This is a genomic window from Sphingomonas tabacisoli (assembly GCF_042678385.1).
Classification (GTDB): Bacteria; Pseudomonadota; Alphaproteobacteria; order Sphingomonadales; family Sphingomonadaceae; genus Sphingomonas_B; species Sphingomonas_B tabacisoli.
In genome coordinates, this window is record NZ_JBHUDY010000001.1 from 2019193 (window position 1) to 2039017 (window position 19825).

The following is a 19825-nucleotide window of genomic DNA, read 5'->3' on the forward strand; positions in this document are numbered from 1 at the left end:
GGTGAACTACCTCCCCCTGATCGGCATCGCGATCGTCGTTGTCGGCTTTCTTCTCCGCCTGAACCCGCTCGGGGTCGTGACCGCCGCTGCGCTCGCGACCGGCCTCGCGGCGGGCAAGCCGCTGGTCCAGGTCATCGCCATTCTCGGCAAGGCGTTCAACGACAGCCGCTACGTCTCGATCATCTGGATCGCGCTGCCGGTGATCGGCCTGCTGGAGCGCTACGGTCTCCAGCAACAGGCGCGGCGCGTCATCGCCGGCTTTCGCCGTGCAACGACGGGGCGGCTGCTGATCGGCTATATGCTGTTCCGCCAGCTCAGCTCGGCGCTCGGCCTGACCTCGATCGCCGGCCACGCGCAGACCGTCCGTCCGCTGGTCGCCCCAATGGCCGAAGCCGCCGCGGACCGCGACGGCGATCTGGACGATGCCACGCGGGAACGCGTCAAGGCAATGGCGGCCGCGACCGACAATGTCGGCCTGTTCTTCGGTGAGGATATCTTCATCGCGATCGGCTCGATCCTGCTGATCGTCGGCTTCCTCGACCAGAACGGCATCCATGTCGCGCCGCTGCACCTGAGCATCTGGGCGATCCCCAGCGCGATCCTCGCCTTCCTGATCCACAGCACGCGGCTTCTGCTCCTGGACCGGAAGCTTCGGAAATGATCGGCCTGCCCGCCCTCTACACCTTCACTGGCCTGATCTTCGCCGCTTACGGCCTGCTTAGTCTCACCCGCCGACGGTTCGGCAACGCCGCCTTCTGGGGACTGGTCGCGGCCAGCTTCCTGGCCGGGGACCGGTTCGGCGATTTCGGCAACGGCCTGCTCGTGCTGGCACTGGTGGCCCTGGCCGCGACGGGCGCGCTGAAGCGTCCCGAACCCGCCGACATGGCGGAAGACGGATCGCGGCGCGGCAATACGCTGTTCCTGCCCGCCCTCATCATTCCCGTGACCGCGCTCGCAGGAACCTTCCTGCTCAAGGATTCCGGCCTGATCGATCCCAAGCAAGTGACGCTGGTCTCGCTCGGCCTCGGCGTGGTGATCGCGCTGGTCGCGCTCTATGCCTGGCTGCGACCGGCGCCGCTTGCCGCGGTGGAGGAAGGCCGGCGCCTGATCGACGCGGTCGGCTGGGCGGCGGTGCTGCCGCAGATGCTGGCAAGCCTCGGCGCCGTGTTCGCGGTCGCCGGCGTCGGCGAGCTGGTGGGCGGCGCTGCGACCCAAATCATCCCGCATGACAGCCTGTTCGCGGCCGTCGCCGCCTATGGAATCGGCATGGCCCTGTTCACGATGATCATGGGCAATGCCTTCGCCGCTTTCCCGGTGATGACGGCGGCCATCGGCCTCCCGATCCTCGTCCACCGCTTCGGCGGCGATCCGGCGATCGTCTGCGCGATCGGCATGCTGACCGGCTTTTGCGGGACGCTGATGACTCCGATGGCGGCGAACTTCAACATCGTGCCCGCCGCGCTGCTGGAGCTGAAGGACCGCAACGCCGTCGTGAAGGCGCAGGTCGGCACCGCCCTTCCCCTCCTCGCCTGCAACCTCGCGCTCATCTACTGGCTCGCTTTCAAATGACCCACAGCCTCACCCCCGAAATCGCCGCGCGCTTCGCCGAAATCGCGCTTGGCCATGTCACCCGCGAATATCCGCACAAGCTCGATCACGTGATGGACGGACCGGAAGACGTGCAGTCGCCGCAGCGCCTCCACCCTATCTTTTACGGCAGCTTCGACTGGCACTCCTGCGTGCACGGCTATTGGCTCCTGCTCCGCGTGCGCCGGCTGTTTCCGGAGATCCCGGTCGCGCGCCGCATCGAGGCGCTTGCCGACGAGATGCTGACCCCGGCCAAGGTCGCCGGCGAGCTTTCCTATCTCGACCGCGCCTATTCGGGCGGGTTCGAGCGGCCCTATGGCTGGGCCTGGGCGATCGCGCTCTGGGCCGAAGCCGCGCGTCATGAGGATCGCGATTGGGGCGATGCGCTGCAGCCGCTTGCCGAAGCCTTTGCCGAACGGTTCAAGGGCTTCCTGCCGCGCCTCACCTACCCGCTCCGCGTCGGCACGCATTTCAACTCCGCCTTCGCGCTGACCTTGGCGCTCGAATGGCCCGACGAGGATCTGCGCCGCCTGATCGCCGAAAAGGCGCGCGGCTGGTTCGGCCAGGACCGCGACTGCCAGGCATGGGAACCGGGCGGCGACGAGTTCCTGTCCCCCGCCCTTTCCGAAGCCCTGCTTATGCGCCGCGTGCTGGGCAATGACTTCGCCGGCTGGCTGGCCGAATTCCTCCCACGCCTCGCGCAGGGCGAGCCCCGCACGTTGCTGGAACCGGTGTTCGTGTCGGACCGCAGCGACGGCAAGATCGCGCATCTTGATGGCTGCAATCTCAGCCGCGCCTGGTGCTGGCGCGAGATCGCATCGGCGCTGCCTGGAGAGATGGAAACGCTCGCTTGCGACGCCGCGGACCGTCACCTCGCCGCCAGCCTCCCGCACGTTGCGGGCGACTATATGGGCGAGCACTGGCTCGCTACGTTCGCCATGTTGGCGCTGGAAAGGGCCTAGGCCGCCATCCTCAGGCAGTTCCGCCCTTCACCCTTGGCGCGATAAAGCGCTTCGTCCGCCTGCTTGAGCAGGGAAACCGTCGTGCTGTTCGCGACCGCCGACGATACGCCGATGCTGATCGTCACCGGGATGTCTGTCTTGGCGTCCGCGCAGGCGATGCGCAGGCGTTCGGCGATCGTCGCTGCCTGATGGAGCGACACGCCCGGCATCAGGATGCCGAATTCCTCACCCCCTAGCCGCCCGATCACGTCGCGGTCGCGGACACACCCGCGCGCAATGGCGGCGACGCGCTTCAGCACCTCGTCACCGGTAGCGTGCCCATAGCGATCGTTGACGCGCTTGAAATGGTCGATGTCGAACAGGGCGACGGAAAGCGGCGTGTCGCTGGCCTTCGCTGCGCTCAGTTGCTCGGCGAACGCGGCGAGAAACGCCCGGCGAGACGCGACATCGGTCAGCTCGTCGGTCGAAGCGAGACGCAGCGCAGCCTCGGCTTCCTGCTCGGCTTGACGGCGCGCCTCGTCGACCATCGCCGCCAGCGCAAGCCGGTCGGAAATGTCGACGATGATGCCTGCCGAACCGATCGTCCGGCCTTCGGCGTCGACGATGCGATTCGCTTGCGCTTCGCCCCACCGGTGCTCGCCCGAAGCGGTGCGGAAGCGGAACTGGTGGCGCACTTGCGGGAACAGGCCCGATTCCAGCCATTTCAGCCGTTCGAGGAAATCGGCACGATCCTCTTCGATCACATGTTTCAGGAACGAAGTGCCGATCGTCTCCGCAACCGGGTAGCCGGTCTGCCCCTCCCAGGCGGGGTTCAGATAGGTCCAACGGCCTTTTTCATCCGTGCGGAAAATGACGTCGCTGACCGAGTCGACAAGCGAGCGGTATTGCGTCTCGCGCTCGGAAAGCTGCCGGGAAAAGCGGTCGCGCTCGGCCAGCATGGCGGCAATCGACAGCGCGGTCAGAATGGTCAGCCCTAGAAATGCCTGGAACAGCGCGATGCGAACGGCGAACGGCATCACGACGAAGGCCGCTGGCCCCGCGCCGTGCATGATGAAGAAGGTGCCGACGCAGGCCACGATAAGCGCCGATGATGCGGCGCCGAGCGCGCGCATCCGGAACGTAGCGAACAGGACCGGCGGCTGCAGAATGAAGGACAGCGGCAAGCTGTTCTGGCCGAACGCAACGACGCTCACGGCGAAAACGAGCGCGAGCGCCGCCGCGCCCTCGGCGATGAAGCGCCGATCGACGCTGCGCAGGCGCCAGTGACGGTATCCGATAAGCAGGATCGGCGTGGCGATCAAAAGGCCCAGTCCGGCGGACACGAACCAGCTCATCCAGGCATAGCTGAATTGCGCGCCAAGCGCGTAGCTCATCGCGCCCGCCGCGAGGGTGGCGGAGAGGGCGCAGGCAAGAACGGTCCCAAGCACGAACCGCATCAAATCGCTTAGCCGCTCGATATCCGCGGGCATTTGGCCGGCGCGGAGCATGGCCAGAACGATCAGCGGCTCGCCAGCGTTCGTCGCACCGAACAGCAAGGCAAGCTCAAAGGGAGCGCCACCCGCCCAGTTTGCAACTGTCCCCGAAACGAAGACTGCCGCGCATGCCGCCGGCCACCGTCGCCTATGAGTAAGGAGCAGGTAGGCCAGCAGGATCGCGTTCGGCAGCCATACCGAGGCCAGGCCGTTCGACCAGCGCGTCAGCGCCAGCGACGCCCAGGCCGCCGCGAAATGCGCCAGTCCCACGATGGCCGCGGCGGCCCAAGAACGGTAGGCAGGTAACCTTCTGGCACTCATCAGCGTCGGCCTAGCCTCAGCTTGGTTGCGAAGGCGTTAACCGTAGTCGCTCATGCATCCAGTGATCGACGGCACTTTCCATTGTGCGCACTTGGGCTTAGAGCAATCGGCAAGATCAAAAAATCGGGCGCGATTGTTGGTCGGCACTCCGCATCGGCGGGCCGTCGGCTTTTGGGGGAACATGATTGTGCGCGCGTTGATGTTTTTTGCCGCCGTCATCGGCATGGCAAGCTCCGGTCCGGCTTTGGCTCAGGCGAACAGGCCTAGTCTCAAGGACAGTTTTGCGCTCGGCGCGGATGGCGGCACGCTCTGCCAGGTCGAATCGAAGGGCCGAGACGAGGCGATCGGCGGTGTGTTCGACCGCGCCTGGGTGATTCTGTGCCGCGATGCCGCGCGACCGATCGGACACCTCTACAGCCTTCGCGGCTCGCCCGATGCGATCGCCCAGCGGCTCGCTCCCCTTCGTGCCCGCGAAGCCCGCTGCGAAGGCGCGGCGGAAACAGCGACAATCGACGACCTCGGCACCGTGCTGCGGAGCGAATGCCGCCTGGCCGACGCGGATGTCGGCTACCGCGTCTATCAGCTCAAGCGCGGCAACACCGTCTGGGTCGCCGAAGGCCTCGCCGGCTATGACGACGCGCTGAAGCTCGGTCTCCGCACGGTCGTCGCGGACCGGATCGTGCCGGGCAAGATCGAAGTCGCGACCACCGGCAGCACCGATCCGATCGCCTTTGCGCGTGTCCAGGCCGGCTCGCTCGACCCCGACCGCGCCCTTGCCGAAGGCTATCGCCGCAACAACGCTGGCGATTACGCCGAAGCCGCCGAGTTTTTCGGCACGCTCCAGCAGCGCGCCGACGCCGGCGAGGACCGGACCGGCGAATATCTGATCAACGAAGCGCTGCAGAAATCCAATCTCGGCCAGTTCGCCGAGGCTGACCGGCTGTTCGCCGAAGCCGCGAAGATCCCGACCAACGACATCGTCCAGACCCGCCTGCGCCGCAATTTCCGTGCGCTGCACCTGATCAACCAGCGCAAGCTGGCCGAGGCCACGGCCGAGCTCAACAGCCCTGTGGTACCGCTCGCCCAGCCGATGCGCGTGATCGGCGGCGCGGTCGAGATCGGCAACGACATCGCCGCCCAGATCAATGCCGCGTCGAACGGCGAGCGCCTCGGCACGACCGAAGCCGGCCAGCTCACGCCCGAGGAACGCTCGATCATCCTCGACGCACAGGCGCTTCAGTTGCGCGGCACGATCGATCGTCTGCAGGGACGCACGGCCGAGGCGCAACGCGCGCTCGAGGAAGCGGGACGACAGGCGCTGTCGGTGCGTCAGGGTCGCGTCGTGTCGATCCTGCGCTTGCGCTCGCAGATCCTGGCGGAATCCGCTGCCGCCTTCGAGGCCGCCGGCGATGTCGCCGGCGCCGAACAGCGTTTCAAGGAGTCGATCGCGCTCCTCGAACAGCGCTATCCCGACACCAATGTCGTCGCCGCCGCGCGCAGCCGCCTTGCCGCCTTCCTGGTCCGCCAGAACCGGCTCGACGAGGCGCTGGCGCTCTACAAGACGGTCGTCGCCGACGTCGTCAAACGCGGCAACTCGACTACGGGGATGAGCAACATGCTCGCTCCCTATTTCGCGACTCTGGTGCAGCGCGCCGACAGCAATCCGGCGCTGGTCGACGACTTCTTCCTCGCGACCCAGACTTTGGTCCGCCCCGGCGTCGCCGACACCCAGACCCAGCTTTCGCGCCAGCTCAGCCAGGGCGCCGGCCCCGCCGCAGCCCTGTTCCGGCAAGCGACCGCCCTGCAGCGCGAAGTCGAGCGCGGCCGTATCGCGCTTGCCGGGCTGCGCATGGCCGAAAAGCCGGACGAAGCCCAGGTCACCGCCGCTGCCGCCTCACTCGATCGGCTCGAGCGCGACCAGGCCGCGATGCAGGCCAAGCTCTCGGAGTTTCCGCAATACCGCGCGCTGTCGACGGAGACGCTGACGGTGCAGGACCTGCGCGCGGCGCTGAAGCCCGACGAAGCCTATCTGAAGCTCGCCGTCGTCGGCCAAGCCGTTTACGGCATCTTCGTCACGCCTGCGGACGCGGCGATCTACAAGCTGCCGATCACGTCGGATGCGCTCGACAAGCGGGTCGACGATCTCCGCGCGACCATCTCGACGGTCGAGGACAACCAGGTCTTCACCTACCCGTTCAATCTGGCCCTTGCCCGCAAGCTCTATGTCGAGCTGATGGGCCCGGTCGCCGACAAGGTCGCGCACGCCAAGGCGATCGTGTTCGAGCCCGACGGTGCGATGCTGCGCCTGCCGATCGCGCTGCTGCCGGTCGATCAGGCAAGCGTCGACCGCTATGCCGCGCGCATCGCGAAGTCCGGCGCCGACAAATTCGACTTCACCGGCGTGCAATGGCTCGGCCGCAACGCCGAGATCAGCACGGCCGTTTCCGCCCGCGGTTTCCGCGACGCCCGCCGCGCCGCGCCGTCGGTCGCGCAAAAACCCTATCTCGGCTTCGGCGACAATGCGCCCGCCTTCACGCGCGTGGCGCTGTCGAACGGCGCGAACGCATCCGACCCCTGCCAATGGCCGCTCAGCGAGTGGAACAAGCCGATCTCCGCCCGCGAGCTGAAGGCTGCGCAATCGGTGCTCGGCGGCGGCTCCGACGTCGTGACCGGCGCCGCCTTCACCGACGAAAGCGTGATGGCGCGACCCGACCTTGCTAACTACCGCATCCTGCACTTCGCGACCCACGGCTTCGTGACCGCGCCGCAGCCGCAATGCCCGGCGCGCCCTGCCCTGCTCACCAGCTTCGGCGACGCGCAGTCCGACGGGCTGCTGTCGTTCAAGGAAATCTACGACCTGCACATGGATGCGGACCTGGTGCTGCTCTCCGCCTGCGACACCGCCGGCCGCGCAACGGTCGCGGCGACGCGCGAGGCGGGCGTCACCACCGGCGGCGGCACTGCGCTCGACGGTCTCGTCCGCGCCTTCATCGGCGGCGGCGCGCGCTCGGTGCTCGCCAGCCACTGGCCGGCTCCGGACGAGTTCCGCGCCACCGAGCGCCTTGTCAGCGCGCTGTTCCAGGCGCCCCCGGGTACGTCGATCGGCCACGCGCTGCAGGCAGGCCAGGAAAAGCTGATGGACGATCCCAGCACCTCCCACCCCTTCTATTGGGCGGGGTTCGTGCTGGTCGGGGACGGTGCCCAGCCGCTCGTCCGGATGAAGTGACCGCGCCTTGAGCGAGGGCGATCCTGCCGGCGCGGAGCCGGCCCAGCCTTTACAGCAGCGCGCCGCGCGCATCGTGCGGCAGGTCGGTGCGCCCCGCCTGCTCGTCTCGGCGATCGTGCTGCTGATCGGCGTCTTCATCGCGCGATTCAGCTGGCAGGTCCCGCTGATCTCGGACGCCGAGCGCGCGCTCTACGACATCCGCCTGATGCTGACGACGAGCCGCGCGCAGCAGGACCCGCGCGTGGTGATGATCACCTATACCGACGACACGCTGATCAACACGCAGGTCCGCTCCCCGCTCGACCGCCGCATCCTCGCCGATGCGCTCAAGAACCTCGACAAATTGGGCGCCAAGGCGATCGCGATCGACATCATCGTCGATCAGCCGACGCCCAATGACGATTATCTTGTCGACGCCTTCCGCAGCATGAAGACGCCGACCTATCTCGCCTTCACCAGCGCGGCGACGAACGGGCGTTTCATCGAGCAGCGGCAGGAAGAATTCCTCCGCGATTTCCAGGCGAAGATCCGCTCCTCGACGGTCAAGCCGATGAGCATCGAGCTCGATACCGATCGCGACCGCGTCGTCCGTGCCTGGCCGGTCCAGCCCAAGACGCTGCCGCCCCTGCTCGCCCGCGCGATCACCGGCGCGCAGGACAATTTCGATGGCTATACCCGCAGCATCCGCTTCCGCCTGCCGCTCTACGACGACCGTCCGGTCTTCTCTAAGCTGCCGATCGACCTGCTCGCCAATCCCGACACGGCTGCCCTGATGGCGGACCAGATCAAGGGTCGGTACGTGCTGATCGGCGGCGACCTGCTCGATCTCGACCAGTTCGAAACGCCGATGAAAGTCATCACCGGCGACACGACGATCGGGCTCGAAGTCCACGCCCATATGCTCACCCAGTTGCTCGACGGGGTCCAATATGGCCGCATCCCGCGCTGGGGCCTGTGGCTGACCGCGCTGCTCGTGATCCTCGCCGGCACCTTGACCGCGCTCTCCGACGCGCGGGCGTGGAAAGTCGCGCTGATGCTGTTGGGCCAGGCGGTCTTCTTCTCGCTGCTGCCTTTCTACCTGCAATGGCAAGGTACGGACACGCGCTTTCTGCCTGCGTTCGGCTGGAGCATCGGCTGGCTGCTCGCCTATTCCGCGATCGGCGCCGCGGCACGCGCCGTCGGTTCGCAGCAGCGCCGCTTCGCCCAGTCCGCGCTCGGCAAATATCTGCCCCGCGACATCGCCAGCGAGATCATGCGCGATCCCGACCGGCTTGCGCTCCACGGCGAGAAGCGGGAGATTTTCGTCGTCTTCACCGATCTCGAGGGCTTCACCAAGCTCAGCCACGCGATCCCGCCGGAAACGGTCGCGTCGCTGCTCAATCGCTATCTCGACACGCTGTCCGACGTCGTCCTCAAATATGGCGGCACCATCGACAAATTCGTCGGCGACGCGGTGGTCGCCTTCTGGGGCGCGCCGATCTCGCGGCCGGACGACGGCGAGCGGGCGGCGCGCGCCGCCTGGGCGATGTACGAAGCGGGCGAAGCCTTCCGCAAGGACGTGCCTGAAGGCGTGCCGCCGATCGGCCGCACCCGCGTCGGCCTTCATTGGGGCGAGGCGATCGTCGGCAATTTCGGCGGCGAAGGCCGCATCCAGTACACTGCGCTTGGCGACAGCATGAACACCGCCGCGAGGCTAGAATCGGCCAACAAGCCGCTCAACACCAAGGTGCTCGCCAGCAAGGCGGCGGTGGAACGCTCGGGCCTCGACTGGTGGCGTCCGCTGGGCCGCATCACGCTGCGCGGCCGCGCGACGCCCGTGGAGATTTTCGAGCCTGTGCCCGAAGCCACTGCGGAAGAGCGCGCGTATCTGGCAATGTTGCTGAAACGCACCGACCAGAACGACAGTAAAGCTTTTGAAGAGCTCGAAAAATTCGCGTCAACCAATGTTCGCGATGCAGCGCTCGCAAACTTGGTGTATCGTCTGCAGCATATGGAACCGGGAGGCAGTTATGATCTGGGCTAGCAAAAAGGGAACGATGCGCGGTGTCGCCGCCGCCGTGCTCACCGCGGCTCTGGCGGGAACGGCGTTGGCAGGACCGGTGGTCCTCCGCGCGACCGGCCCGTCGGCGAAGACCTATCCGGTCGGGCGGCAAGTGCCCGACACGGCGCAATTGGTGCTGAAGCCGGGCGACACGCTGGTGCTGCTCGACTCGCGGGGCACGCGGACGCTGAGCGGCCCGGGTAGCTTCCCTGCCAACGGCATGAGCGCACGGACCAGCAGCAGCCAGGTGGCATCGCGCATCCTCGCCAACACTGGCACGTCGGAGCGGCGCGGGGGAGCGGTGCGGGGCGGCCTGCCGACGCAGGACACCCGCAGCCCCAACCTTTGGTTCGTCGATCTGACCAAGAGCGGCACGATCTGCGTCGCCGATCCCAGCACCATGCGCGTATGGCGCGCGTCGGGCGCCAAGGCCGCAGACGTGAAGGTCAGCGGCGCGGGCGCCTCCGGCGACATCGCGCTTGCCGCTGGTGCGACCGTGGGCGACTGGCCGAAATCGGTGCCCGTCACCAACGGCGCGGAATACACGCTCAGCGCCGAAGGGATGGCCCCGGCGAAGATCAAGGTCGTGACGGTGCCGGCGCCGACCAGCCTTGAAGACACGGCATCGCAATTGATCGCCAAAGGCTGCAACACGCAGCTCGATCTGCTGATCGCGACGACTTCGACGAACGGCAGCGCAGGTTAGTCGCAAAGGCCCCTTCGCGCCCGGCGCGAGGGGGTCAAATGCTTGAAGGAAAAGGACGCGGCTGATAGCCCGTCCTTAACAACGCCACGGCGAATCACGCCGGGCAGCGGCATTCAGGGGTCACGAGCGCCGCACCCGCTCAAGAGCGCGAACAAGCGCCTGGGCGGCCACTGCTAATTGGGGGAACATAATGCGTTCTGTGCGCGCTGCTTTTGTGGGCCTGAGTCTATCGGCTGCCTGGTTCCCCGCGCTTGCCCAGACCGTCCCGCCCACCGGCACCACGCGCGAGGAAATCGAGCGTGCGCGTCCGGCCCCGGCCCCCCTCGCCAACACGCCCGGCGTCACGGTCGAAAGCGATTTCGAGCGCGCGCCCTGCCCGCTCGCCGATCCCAAATACAAGGACATCACGTTCGAGCTGCGCGAAGTGCAGTTCGGCGGGTTGCGTTCGATCCCAGCCGATCTGGTCCGCCCTGCCTATGCCGATCTGGTCGGCAAGACCGTCTCGGTCGCCGAGATTTGCGAGATCCGTGACCGCGCCGCCACCATCCTGCGCCGCGAGGGTTATCTCGCCGCCGTCCAGGTGCCCCCGCAGCGGATCGAGAACGGCGTGATCCGCTTCGACGCGCTGGTCGCCAAGCTGGTCGGCGTGCAGGTCCGCGGTCAGACCGGCCGTTCCGAAGAGCTGATCGCCGCCTATCTCCGCCACATCCAGAACCAGGACGTGTTCAACATCCGCGAGGCCGAGCGCTATCTGCTGCTCGCCCGCGACATTCCCGGCCTCGACGTCCGCCTGATCCTCCGCCCCGCCAACGCCGCGCCGGGCGAAGTGATCGGCGAAGTGACGGTCACGCGGGTGGCCGTAGAGGCCGACGCCTATGTGCAGAATCTCGGCTCGCGGTCGGTCGGGCGCTGGGGCGGGCTCGCGCGCGTGCAGCTCAACGACCTGACCGGGCTCGGCGACCGCACCACGCTCAGCGTCTTTTCGACGCTCGATTTCGACGAGCAGCAAGTCATCGAAGGCGGCCACAGCTTCAAGATCGGCGGCGAAGGCCTGACCTTCAGCGGCGATGTCAGCTATGCCTGGACGCGGCCGAGCCTGACGCCCCAGCTCGACATCAAGGCGCGCACCCTCTCCGCCTTTGCCGAGCTCAGCTATCCGTTCCTGCGCTCGCAGACGCAGAACCTGTTCGGCAGCGCCGGCCTGAACGTGGTCAACCAAAACGTGGACTTCAACGACACGGCGCTGACTCGCGATCACATCCGCGTCGCCTATGCGCGGCTGGATTACGACAGCGTCGATCCCCGCTCCATCGCCAGCACAACGGGCTTCTCGCTCGCCGAACCGCACTGGCGCGTCGCGGGCGGGCTCGAGCTCCGCCAGGGTCTGGACCTGAATGCCAGCAACCGCTGCGTCGCGAACCAGATCTGCCTGCTCAGCCGCTCGGCCGCCGACCCGACCGCCTTCGTCGCCCGCGCTACTGCGCTCGTGGAATACCGGCCGATGCCGCATTTGGCCTTCAGCATCGCGCCCCGCGCGCAGTACGCGCCGAACAGCCTCGTTTCCTACGAGCAATTCTCGGTCGGCAACTTCACGACCGGCCGCGGCTATGATCCGGGCGCGCTGACCGGCGACTCCGGCCTCGGCTTCCAGAGCGAGGTGCGCGTCGGCTCGCTGCTGCCGCGCACGATCGACGGCTTCGCGTTCCAGCCCTATGCCTTCGCCGATCTCGGCATCGTCTGGAACCATGTCGCCTCGGCAGTCGGCCAGCCCGATCCGCAGCGGCTCTGGTCGGTCGGCGGCGGCGTCCGCGCCGCCTGGGGCCAGCGCGCCCGGCTGGACGTGACGCTCGCCGCCCCGCTCAACCGCACGCCGGTGCAGCCCAATCGCGACGTTCGCCTGCTTGTTACCCTGTCCACCAAGCTTCTGCCCTGGAGGCGCTGAGCCATGTTCGCGTATCTGAACTCCGCCGCCCTGCTCCGCAGCCGCCGCGCGCGCCTGCTCGCCGGTTGCGCCCTCGCCGCCGCGATGGCGACTCCGGCCATGGCCCAGCAAGCGTTCAAGGCGACGCCCGACATCGTTCAGGGCAGCGTGTCGATCACCCAAGGCCAGACGATCTCGACCGGCCTGCGCGACACCGTCTCCGTTTCGTCGCGCCAGTCCGTGATCAACTGGACGCCGAACGACACCGCAGTCGGCGGCGGCGCGATCAGCATCCTGCCGCAAGGCAATGAACTGGTCTTCACCGCGAATCCGTCGACGGTCGCCGGCGCCTACACTGTCCTCAACCGCATCATCCCCAACGACCCGAGCCGCCCGGTCCAGTTCGACGGCCATGTCCAGTCGCAATTCGATTCTGGCTATGGCGCGACGCAGGGCGGCAGCATCTGGTTCTATTCGCCCGGCGGCATCATCGCCGGGGCGACCAGCCGCTTCGACGTCGGCAGCCTCGTGCTCAGTGCGAACGACATCAATTTCTCGAACGGCCTGTTCAACGACGGCAGTGCTTCCAATCAGGTCGGCACGATCCAGTTCCGCGGCGCCGTCGACGGCCGCTCGTCGGTGACCATCCAGCCGGGCGCGGTGATCAACGCCAAGAACAGCCTCTCCGGCAGTACCTATGTCGCGCTCGTCGCGCCCCGGATCAATCAGGGCGGCACGATCAGCGTCGAGGGCTCGGCCGCGCTGGTCGCCGCCGAAAGCGCCGACATCACCATCCCGGTCTCTGGCGGCCTGTTCGATATCCAGGTCCAGTCCGGGTCCTTCGTCAATACTGCCGGCGAGACGACGCTGACGCACAGCGGCACCACGCAGGTGCTGGACGCCGCGGCGACCGGCCAGGCGCGCCGCGTGTACCTGATGGCGGTGCCGAAGAACGACGCAGTGACGATGCTCGTCTCCGGCGCCGTCGGCTACGCCCCCGCCGCCCAGGCCGTGGCGCAAAACGGCGCGATCGTCCTGACGACTGCCTCCACGGTATTTGGCGACGGCGTGCAGGAGCCGATCGACCGCGGCACGATCACCGTCACCGGCGGCCGCTTCGGCAACAGCGTCCAGGCCAGCGCGCAGAACGTCAATTTCGACACGTCCACCGCGGCGATCGACGTCATCGGCAATGTGTTCGCTTCCTCGCCTTCGGGTGCGGTGTCGATGACGGCGCTTGGCGGCCGCGACATCAATGTCGCCGGCGCGTTGAGCTTCACCCACATCAACGCCGATCGCGACGGCAACTCGTCTCTCAGCCTCACCGCCAATGCCGGCAGCACGATCCATGCGGGCTCCATCCACCTCAGCACTTCGTCTTTCGGCCTGAACGACACCGGCTATGGCGCCACTTCGGCGACCGGCGGCACCGTCACGCTGCAGGCGCTCGGCGGCATCATCACGTCGGACGCCGAGATCGACCTGACCAGCAACGCCACCGGCGGCAGGGGCTCGAACGACGGCGCCAGCGCCTTCGGCGGCGGCAACGGCACCGGCGGCACGATCAAGGCGATCGCCTCCAATGGCGGCACGATCAACGCCAACGACCGTCTGCTGATCGACGTGAACGGCTTCGGCGGCGAAGCGGGTTACGGCTCGGGGTCGGGCGGCCTCGGCACCGGCGGCACGGCGCTGATCGACCTGTCGAACAACAGCGCGCTCAACCTGGGCAGCAGCTCCGTGATCGTCGAGGCGAATGGCTATGGCGGCCGTGGCGGCGACAACGGCGTCACCGCGGCCGGCGACGGGCACGGCGGCGCCGCCACCGTCAACATCGCCGCCAGCCGGTTCAACGCGCTCGCCGTCAGCGTTTCCGCGGACGGCCTGTTCCCGGACGATTCCTTCCCCGCCTGGGGCGGCAGCGGGACCGGTGGCACGGTCTCCGTGTCGAACACGGCCGGCAGCGCCATCTCCGTCGCAAGCGGCAATCTCGTGCTGTCGGCGAACGGCCAAGCCGGCGACAGATTCGGTTTCTTCAACGACGTGCCAGTCAAGGGCGGCACCGGCGGCACCGTCACTTTCGTCACGGATGCTTCCTCGGTCTCGCTCGGCGAAGGCGCGTTGCTCGCCAGCGCCGACGGCATCGCCGGCTATAGCAGCACCGCGACGCCGTCCCCGATCTTCGGCCGCGGCGGCAGCGTGACCGTCACGATCAACGCGGCCAATCCGAACGACGTCGAGTCGCAGTTCCAGGCGAGCAGCATCGGCCTGTCGGCCGACGGCCGCAGCAATCTGCCCGAAGCGGACCGCAGCTCCGTCCCCCACGGCAGCAGCGCGACCGGTGTCGGCGGCACTGTGCTGCTGAACCTGACCGGCGGCCCGGTCCAGACTGGATCGGTCAACCTGTCCGCCTCGGGCACCGGCGCGAACAGCGACTACGACACCACCGCGGGCGCTGGCTATGCCGGCCACGCCGAGCTCGCACTGAACGGCGGCGCGCTCACGACCAGCTCGATCAATATCCTCGCCGAAGCCTTTGGCGGCGACGGCGCGTTCGCTGAATCGGGCTATGGCGGCGCAGGCGTCGGCGGGAATGCCGGCGTGGGCACCAACCCGTTCACCGGCAGCGCGGGCGCGTTCCTTACAGGCTCGGGCGGAAGCATCCAGGCGGACACGATCCTGGTCTCGGCCAATGCGACCGGCGGCTTTGGTGGTGACGGTCAGATCTTCGGGTCGTCCCCGGTGAACGCGGCGGCGGGCGGCCAGGCCTTCGGCGCCTCGGCGATCGTCGACACCAATGGCGTCAACCTCACCTTCGGCAGCCTCAGCGCAACCGCCGTCGGCCAAGGCGGAAACGGTGGCGAAGTCCGCTACTCCTCCTTCTTCGAAGGCTCGCAGACCGCAAACGGCGGCGCCGGCGGCACCGGCCAGGGCGGCGAAGCCCGCGTGACGATCGCCGGCGGCACGCTCGGCTTCGACGGGATCAATGCCGGTGCCGACGGCATCGGCGGCAATGGCGGCCAGGTCGCTTCCGACAATGAAGGCGGCCTGTTCAGCGACGCCACCGGCAAAGGCGGCAATGGCGGCGACGGCACCGGCGGCGTCGCCGCGATCACGTTCGTCGATGCGACCATCCCGAACAACCCGACACTTTTCGCGGCGGCAAGCGGCACCGGCGGCGACGGCGGCGCGGGCGCGTCCGGAGGTTCGGGCGGCGCAGGCGGCGGCGGCGACGCGCTCGTTCGCCTCGACGGCGGCACCGCCGATCTGCTGCGCATCGGCGTGTTCGCCTCGGGCGAAGGCGGGTTCAGCTACAGCGGCCAATGGCTCGACGGCGGCGCCGGCGGCAGCGCGAACGGCGGCACCGCGCGCTTCGAGGCCGCGAACGGCGCGGTCCTGAACATCCCCGATTTCGAGCAGGGCGATCCCTTCACCCTCGACGCCAGCGCGACGGCACACGACGGCGCATCCGGCGGCAGCTTCGCGGACAGCGGCGTCGGCGGCAAAGGCGGCCGCGGCGGCAACGCCAATGGCGGCACTGCGTCCGCAACGTTCGACAGCGGCGCAATCGTAACCGTGAACGGTTTCGGCAACATCGAGGCGCAGCCGCCCAGCCTGGTCGTGACCGCGACTGCCGGCTCCGGCGGCAGCGGCGGCATCGGCAACAACACCGGAAATAGCGGCGGTGCAGGCGGAGACGGCGGCACCGGCCGGGCCGGCACCGCGCTGTTCAACGTCACGGGCGCGAACGTCAGCTTCACCGAGCTGTTCGCAAACGCGACCGCCACCTACGGCTTCGGCGGCAGCGGCGGCCATGGCCAGCCCGATCCGGTCACCGGCATCACCACTTTCGCGCCCAGCGGCGCATTCGGCTCCGCTTTCGGCGGCATCTTCGAGCTCAACGTCGCCGACGGCGATGCCGGCTATGGCGGCGCGACGCCCGGCAAGGTCAATATCGGCTCGATGTCGGCAGACCTGGGCGCCAGCGGCGGGTTCGACGGTTCGCTGCTGATTTCGGACACCGGCACGGATTCAAACGGCGGCATCACATTCGATTCGCTGTTTGCGCGCGGATCGAACGGCAGCGACTCTGGCGAATCCGACTTTGAAGTCCGCTCCAACAAGCGCACGATCTTCACGACCGGCACCGTGCAGTTCGACGTGACCGGCACCGCCCGCTTCTCGTTCCAGGACACGGGCAGCTTCGCGGCCGGCTCCGACATCGACGTCTTCTCGCGCGGCGGCACCGTGGTCACGCACATCGGACGGCCGGACGGCACCTTCTCGCTCGATGCACCGACGATCAATATCAGCGGCTATGGCGACAGCGACGCGCAGGACGGCAGCCGTCTGCGCGGTCAGGACTATCTCTACTTCAACTCCTATTCCGGCAATGTCCACCTTGCCGACGGCGTCGCCGGCAACCAGCTCATCGTCAGCGCCTTCGGCAACGCGAGCGTCGGCAACCTCACCGCGGGCGATAGCGAGCGCATCGGCGACATTTCCATCGGCGCGGGACAGACGGAGGGCTATGTCCCCGGCAATGCGATCGTAACCGGCACCGTCGAGGCCACCGGCAATATCGACATCCGCGCCAGCACCGATGCCTTGATTCAGCCCGGCGCGCAGGTGATCGCCGATCGGGCCGTCTCGATCCTCACCGGCGACGACATCGTGATCGGCGCCGGCGCATTGGTCCGCGCCGCCAACAATCCGCCGCCCGAAACCGGCTATGGCGCAAGCGACCCGCTCCAGCAGCTCTCGCAGCTTCGATTGATGGCGGGCGCCTTCGACACCGGCCTCGAGCCCGAAGGCAATGTCGCGTCGATTATCCTGCACGGCACGCTCGAAGCGCCGAACCGCACTCTGTTCATGAGCGCCGGCGCGGTGCAGGCCGATCCGTCGACCCGCATTCTCGCCGATAATCTCTACGTTCGGCTGAACAACATTCCTGTCGGCGATCAGGTACCGTCGAACGATTTCGGGCAACTGACCGGCACGCTGTGCCTCGAAGGCAGCGTGTGCCTCGGCACCGCGAACGTGAACAACATCGTCCGCATCGGCGAGACCGGCTATGAGCCGATCAACCTGCGCCTGAACGGCGGCATCGACGCGGTCGACGTGCTGCTCCGCGCGCAGAGCATCGCGCTCGGCCAGAACGGCATTTCGAACAACATCGCCGCCTCGGACCGTCTCACCATCGAGGCACTGGGTTCCAGCCTCACGCTCAACGGCCCGATCGCCATCGAGGGCGGCAGCGACGTCGCCCGCGTCGCCAGCTTCCGCAATATTACCGGCGCCGCGGCGACGATCAGCGCCCCCGGCACGCTCGACCTATACGCTGGCAACAACATCACCCTGGGCGCGGTCGCGGCGAACACGATCCGCACGGTCGATTTCGACGGCGGAGTGCTGAACGCTGGCGGGATTACCGTCCCCGGCACGATCGCGGTCGGCCAAATCACGTCCGGTACCGACCTCGCCCTTACCGCAGGCAAGGACATCACAGTCGACCGCTATGCCGTGACCGGCGCCGCGACGCTCACCGCCGCCAACGGCGCAATCACGGTCGCAACCGACGCCGCTGCCACAAACGGCACCACGGCGACTGCCAAGTCGGTCACGCTCAACGGCCTGAACGGCCTGAAGGTGACTGCGGCAACCGCCACCGCCGGCGATGTGACGCTCGCTACTAAAGCGGGCGATCTCGTCGCGGGCACCGTGTCTGCCAGCGGCGGCGCGACGCTGACGGCCGCGGGCGCAATCAAGGTCGCGAGCATTGATACGACGGCTGGCGTCACCGCCACCGGCGCCTCGGTCGACCTGACCAGCCAGAACGCGCTCCGGGTCATCGCCGCCACCGCCACGTCGGGCGATGTCTCGCTCGTGGCAGGCAACGGCATCAAAGCAGACACGGTGTCGGCCAAGGGCACCGCGACGCTCAAGTCCGGCACTGGCCCGCTGGTCGTGACTCGGGACCTGGTCGCGGGCAACGGCCTGATCCTCGCCGCGCCGTCGATCGACATCACCGCGCAAAACGGCCTCAACGTTCTCCAGGCCGACGCGACCGCAGGCGATCTGAAACTCACCACGGTCGCCGGCACGCTCGCCGCCGGCAAGTCGAGCGCCACCGGCGCGATCACGCTGACCAGCGGCGGCGACCTGACCGCGACCTCGCTCAAGAGCGGCACCGGCGGGATTACCCTCGCCGCCAGCAACGGCTCAGTGAAAGTCACCAACGACATCGTCGGCGGCCCGCTCCAAGTTACGGCCAAGTCCCTCGACCTGACAGCGCAGGGCGATCTCAACCTCGCCCAAGGCACGGCGACGGCGGGCGACATCACGCTCGCCAGCGCAAATGGCGGCATCACGCTTGGGCAGGTCTCCGCCAGCAATGCGCTGAAAGCCACGACGCCCGGCCTGATGACGATCAACGGCACCGTCTCCGCGGCAAACATCGCGCTGACCTCGAAGGACATCGCGATCGGCGCCAATGCCCAGCTCGGCAACCGCACGCAGACAGCCCTCACGCTCACCAGCACGGCCGACCGCACGTTCCTGGGCGATGCGACCGGCACCGGCTACCGGCTCGACGCCGACGAGTTCACTCGCATCGCCGGCCGCACGATCGACGTCGTCTCCGCGCCGCAGAACGCGCAGGGCACGGCGTTCACGCTGCTCGACCCGGCCGGCACCAACGTCGTCATCGGCTCGATGACGTTCGATGGTGCGCAGCTCGGCGGCGAAGGCACGCTGACCGTCCGCTCGCCGCGCTCGATCGGCTTTATCGGCAACGTCCAGTTCAAGAACTTCAACAACGATCAGACCGTCTCCTATCAGGCGACGAACGACATCTCGCTCGCCGCCGAAACCGGCCTGGTCACGATCAAGAATTCCAGTGGCGGCCTTGCCGGCACGCTGGTTCTCGACGCGCAGCAAATCCATGCGATGTCGGCCAAGGCACGCAGCGAAATCGCCGGCCTGCAACTCAACGACGTGCGGCAGCGGCTCGGCACCAACGATCAGTTGCAGAACGACGGCGGCTATTTCCAGGCCAACAAGATCATCGTGAAGATCGGCCGCCTGCTCTTCATCCAGAACAGCGGCATCAACAGCGACGACCGCAACGACAAGCGCGGCTTCACGACCAACAGCCTGACCCTCCAGGCCGGCGACGGCCCGGTGCAGGTGGTCATCAACGGCCGGGTCGGCACCGCGGTCGGCGAGGCGATCATTCCGGCGACCACGCGCACCGGCAGCTTCGATCCGCAGTCCGGCTTCAACACCTGCCTGGTCGGCGTCACCTGCTTCGTCGTGACGACGCCGGAGCCGGTCTTCGACCCGTCGTTCGTCCTCAGCCAGTCGCGCGATCAGGTCGAGGACAAGGATGACGACGACAAGGAAGAGGAAGCGCTGCAGGCCGCGCAGAAGCGGCCCGATCCGATCATCCAGTTCATCGACGCGCCCGTCTCGCGCTTCGATCCGGTGATCGACCAGCCGGTGACGGGCGCCGGCAACGAGGACTTCTGGGAAGTCCCCGCTTCGCAAACGCCGACGCCGTAAGGCCGGGGAGCGGTTGACGCTCCCCG

The 19825-nt window shown here is 67.7% G+C and carries 9 protein-coding genes; 8 read left to right on the forward strand and 1 reads right to left on the reverse strand.

Translation table 11 applies throughout. The features are described 5' to 3' along the window. Window position 1: 1 nt before the first annotated feature. From ACFSCW_RS10345 to ACFSCW_RS10355, 3 genes are read left to right on the forward strand one after another with little or no spacing between them, the layout of a single operon-like run. Entirely contained in the window at window positions 2-661 is a 660-nt protein-coding gene (locus tag ACFSCW_RS10345) for a DUF969 domain-containing protein (RefSeq protein WP_380888940.1), read from the forward strand. Further along, on the forward strand, window positions 658-1569 hold the full coding sequence (locus ACFSCW_RS10350) for a DUF979 domain-containing protein (RefSeq protein ID WP_380888942.1): 912 nt from the start codon (window positions 658-660) through the stop codon (window positions 1567-1569). The genes ACFSCW_RS10345 and ACFSCW_RS10350 overlap by 4 nt, the downstream gene beginning before the upstream one ends. After that, entirely contained in the window at window positions 1566-2549 is a 984-nt protein-coding gene (locus ACFSCW_RS10355) for a DUF2891 domain-containing protein (RefSeq protein ID WP_380888944.1), read from the forward strand. The genes ACFSCW_RS10350 and ACFSCW_RS10355 overlap by 4 nt, the downstream gene beginning before the upstream one ends. Here the strand turns inward: ACFSCW_RS10355 and ACFSCW_RS10360 are convergent. Then, a complete protein-coding gene (locus tag ACFSCW_RS10360; RefSeq protein ID WP_380888946.1) occupies window positions 2546-4342 on the reverse strand; it encodes a sensor domain-containing diguanylate cyclase in 1797 nt (598 codons plus the stop codon). The genes ACFSCW_RS10355 and ACFSCW_RS10360 overlap by 4 nt on opposite strands. 199 nt (window positions 4343-4541) lie before the next feature. Here ACFSCW_RS10360 and ACFSCW_RS10365 point away from each other — a divergent pair, with 199 nt between their 5' ends. From ACFSCW_RS10365 to ACFSCW_RS10385, 5 genes are all read left to right on the forward strand, one after another. Further along, a complete protein-coding gene (locus ACFSCW_RS10365; RefSeq protein WP_380888947.1) occupies window positions 4542-7568 on the forward strand; it encodes a CHAT domain-containing protein in 3027 nt (1008 codons plus the stop codon). 7 nt (window positions 7569-7575) lie between these two features. Then, on the forward strand, window positions 7576-9591 hold the full coding sequence (locus tag ACFSCW_RS10370; RefSeq protein WP_380888948.1) for a CHASE2 domain-containing protein: 2016 nt from the start codon (window positions 7576-7578) through the stop codon (window positions 9589-9591). Further along, window positions 9578-10315, forward strand: a complete 738-nt coding sequence (locus ACFSCW_RS10375; RefSeq protein WP_380888950.1) for a hypothetical protein — start codon at window positions 9578-9580, stop codon at window positions 10313-10315. The genes ACFSCW_RS10370 and ACFSCW_RS10375 overlap by 14 nt, the downstream gene beginning before the upstream one ends. A gap of 190 nt (window positions 10316-10505) precedes the next feature. Next, window positions 10506-12257 (forward strand): ShlB/FhaC/HecB family hemolysin secretion/activation protein, encoded by a 1752-nt coding sequence (locus ACFSCW_RS10380; RefSeq protein WP_380888951.1) that lies wholly within the window; start codon window positions 10506-10508, stop codon window positions 12255-12257. 3 nt (window positions 12258-12260) lie between these two features. Next, the gene (locus tag ACFSCW_RS10385; RefSeq protein WP_380888953.1) at window positions 12261-19799 is read left to right on the forward strand and encodes a beta strand repeat-containing protein; all 7539 of its coding nucleotides are present in this window, start codon (window positions 12261-12263) and stop codon (window positions 19797-19799) included. The last annotated feature ends 26 nt before the right edge of the window (window positions 19800-19825 follow it).

What these genes read in the sequence shown, in the direction of transcription:
- ACFSCW_RS10385 (WP_380888953.1), top strand. Translation starts at nt 12,261, where the DNA reads ATGTTCGCGTATCTGAACTCCGCCGCCCTGCTCCGCAGCCGCCGCGCG.
- ACFSCW_RS10380 (WP_380888951.1), top strand. Translation starts at nt 10,506, where the DNA reads ATGCGTTCTGTGCGCGCTGCTTTTGTGGGCCTGAGTCTATCGGCTGCC.
- ACFSCW_RS10375 (WP_380888950.1), top strand. Translation starts at nt 9,578, where the DNA reads ATGATCTGGGCTAGCAAAAAGGGAACGATGCGCGGTGTCGCCGCCGCC.
- ACFSCW_RS10365 (WP_380888947.1), top strand. Translation starts at nt 4,542, where the DNA reads ATGTTTTTTGCCGCCGTCATCGGCATGGCAAGCTCCGGTCCGGCTTTG.
- ACFSCW_RS10350 (WP_380888942.1), top strand. Translation starts at nt 658, where the DNA reads ATGATCGGCCTGCCCGCCCTCTACACCTTCACTGGCCTGATCTTCGCC.
- ACFSCW_RS10355 (WP_380888944.1), top strand. Translation starts at nt 1,566, where the DNA reads ATGACCCACAGCCTCACCCCCGAAATCGCCGCGCGCTTCGCCGAAATC.
- ACFSCW_RS10360 (WP_380888946.1), bottom strand. Translation starts at nt 4,342, where the DNA reads ATGAGTGCCAGAAGGTTACCTGCCTACCGTTCTTGGGCCGCCGCGGCC.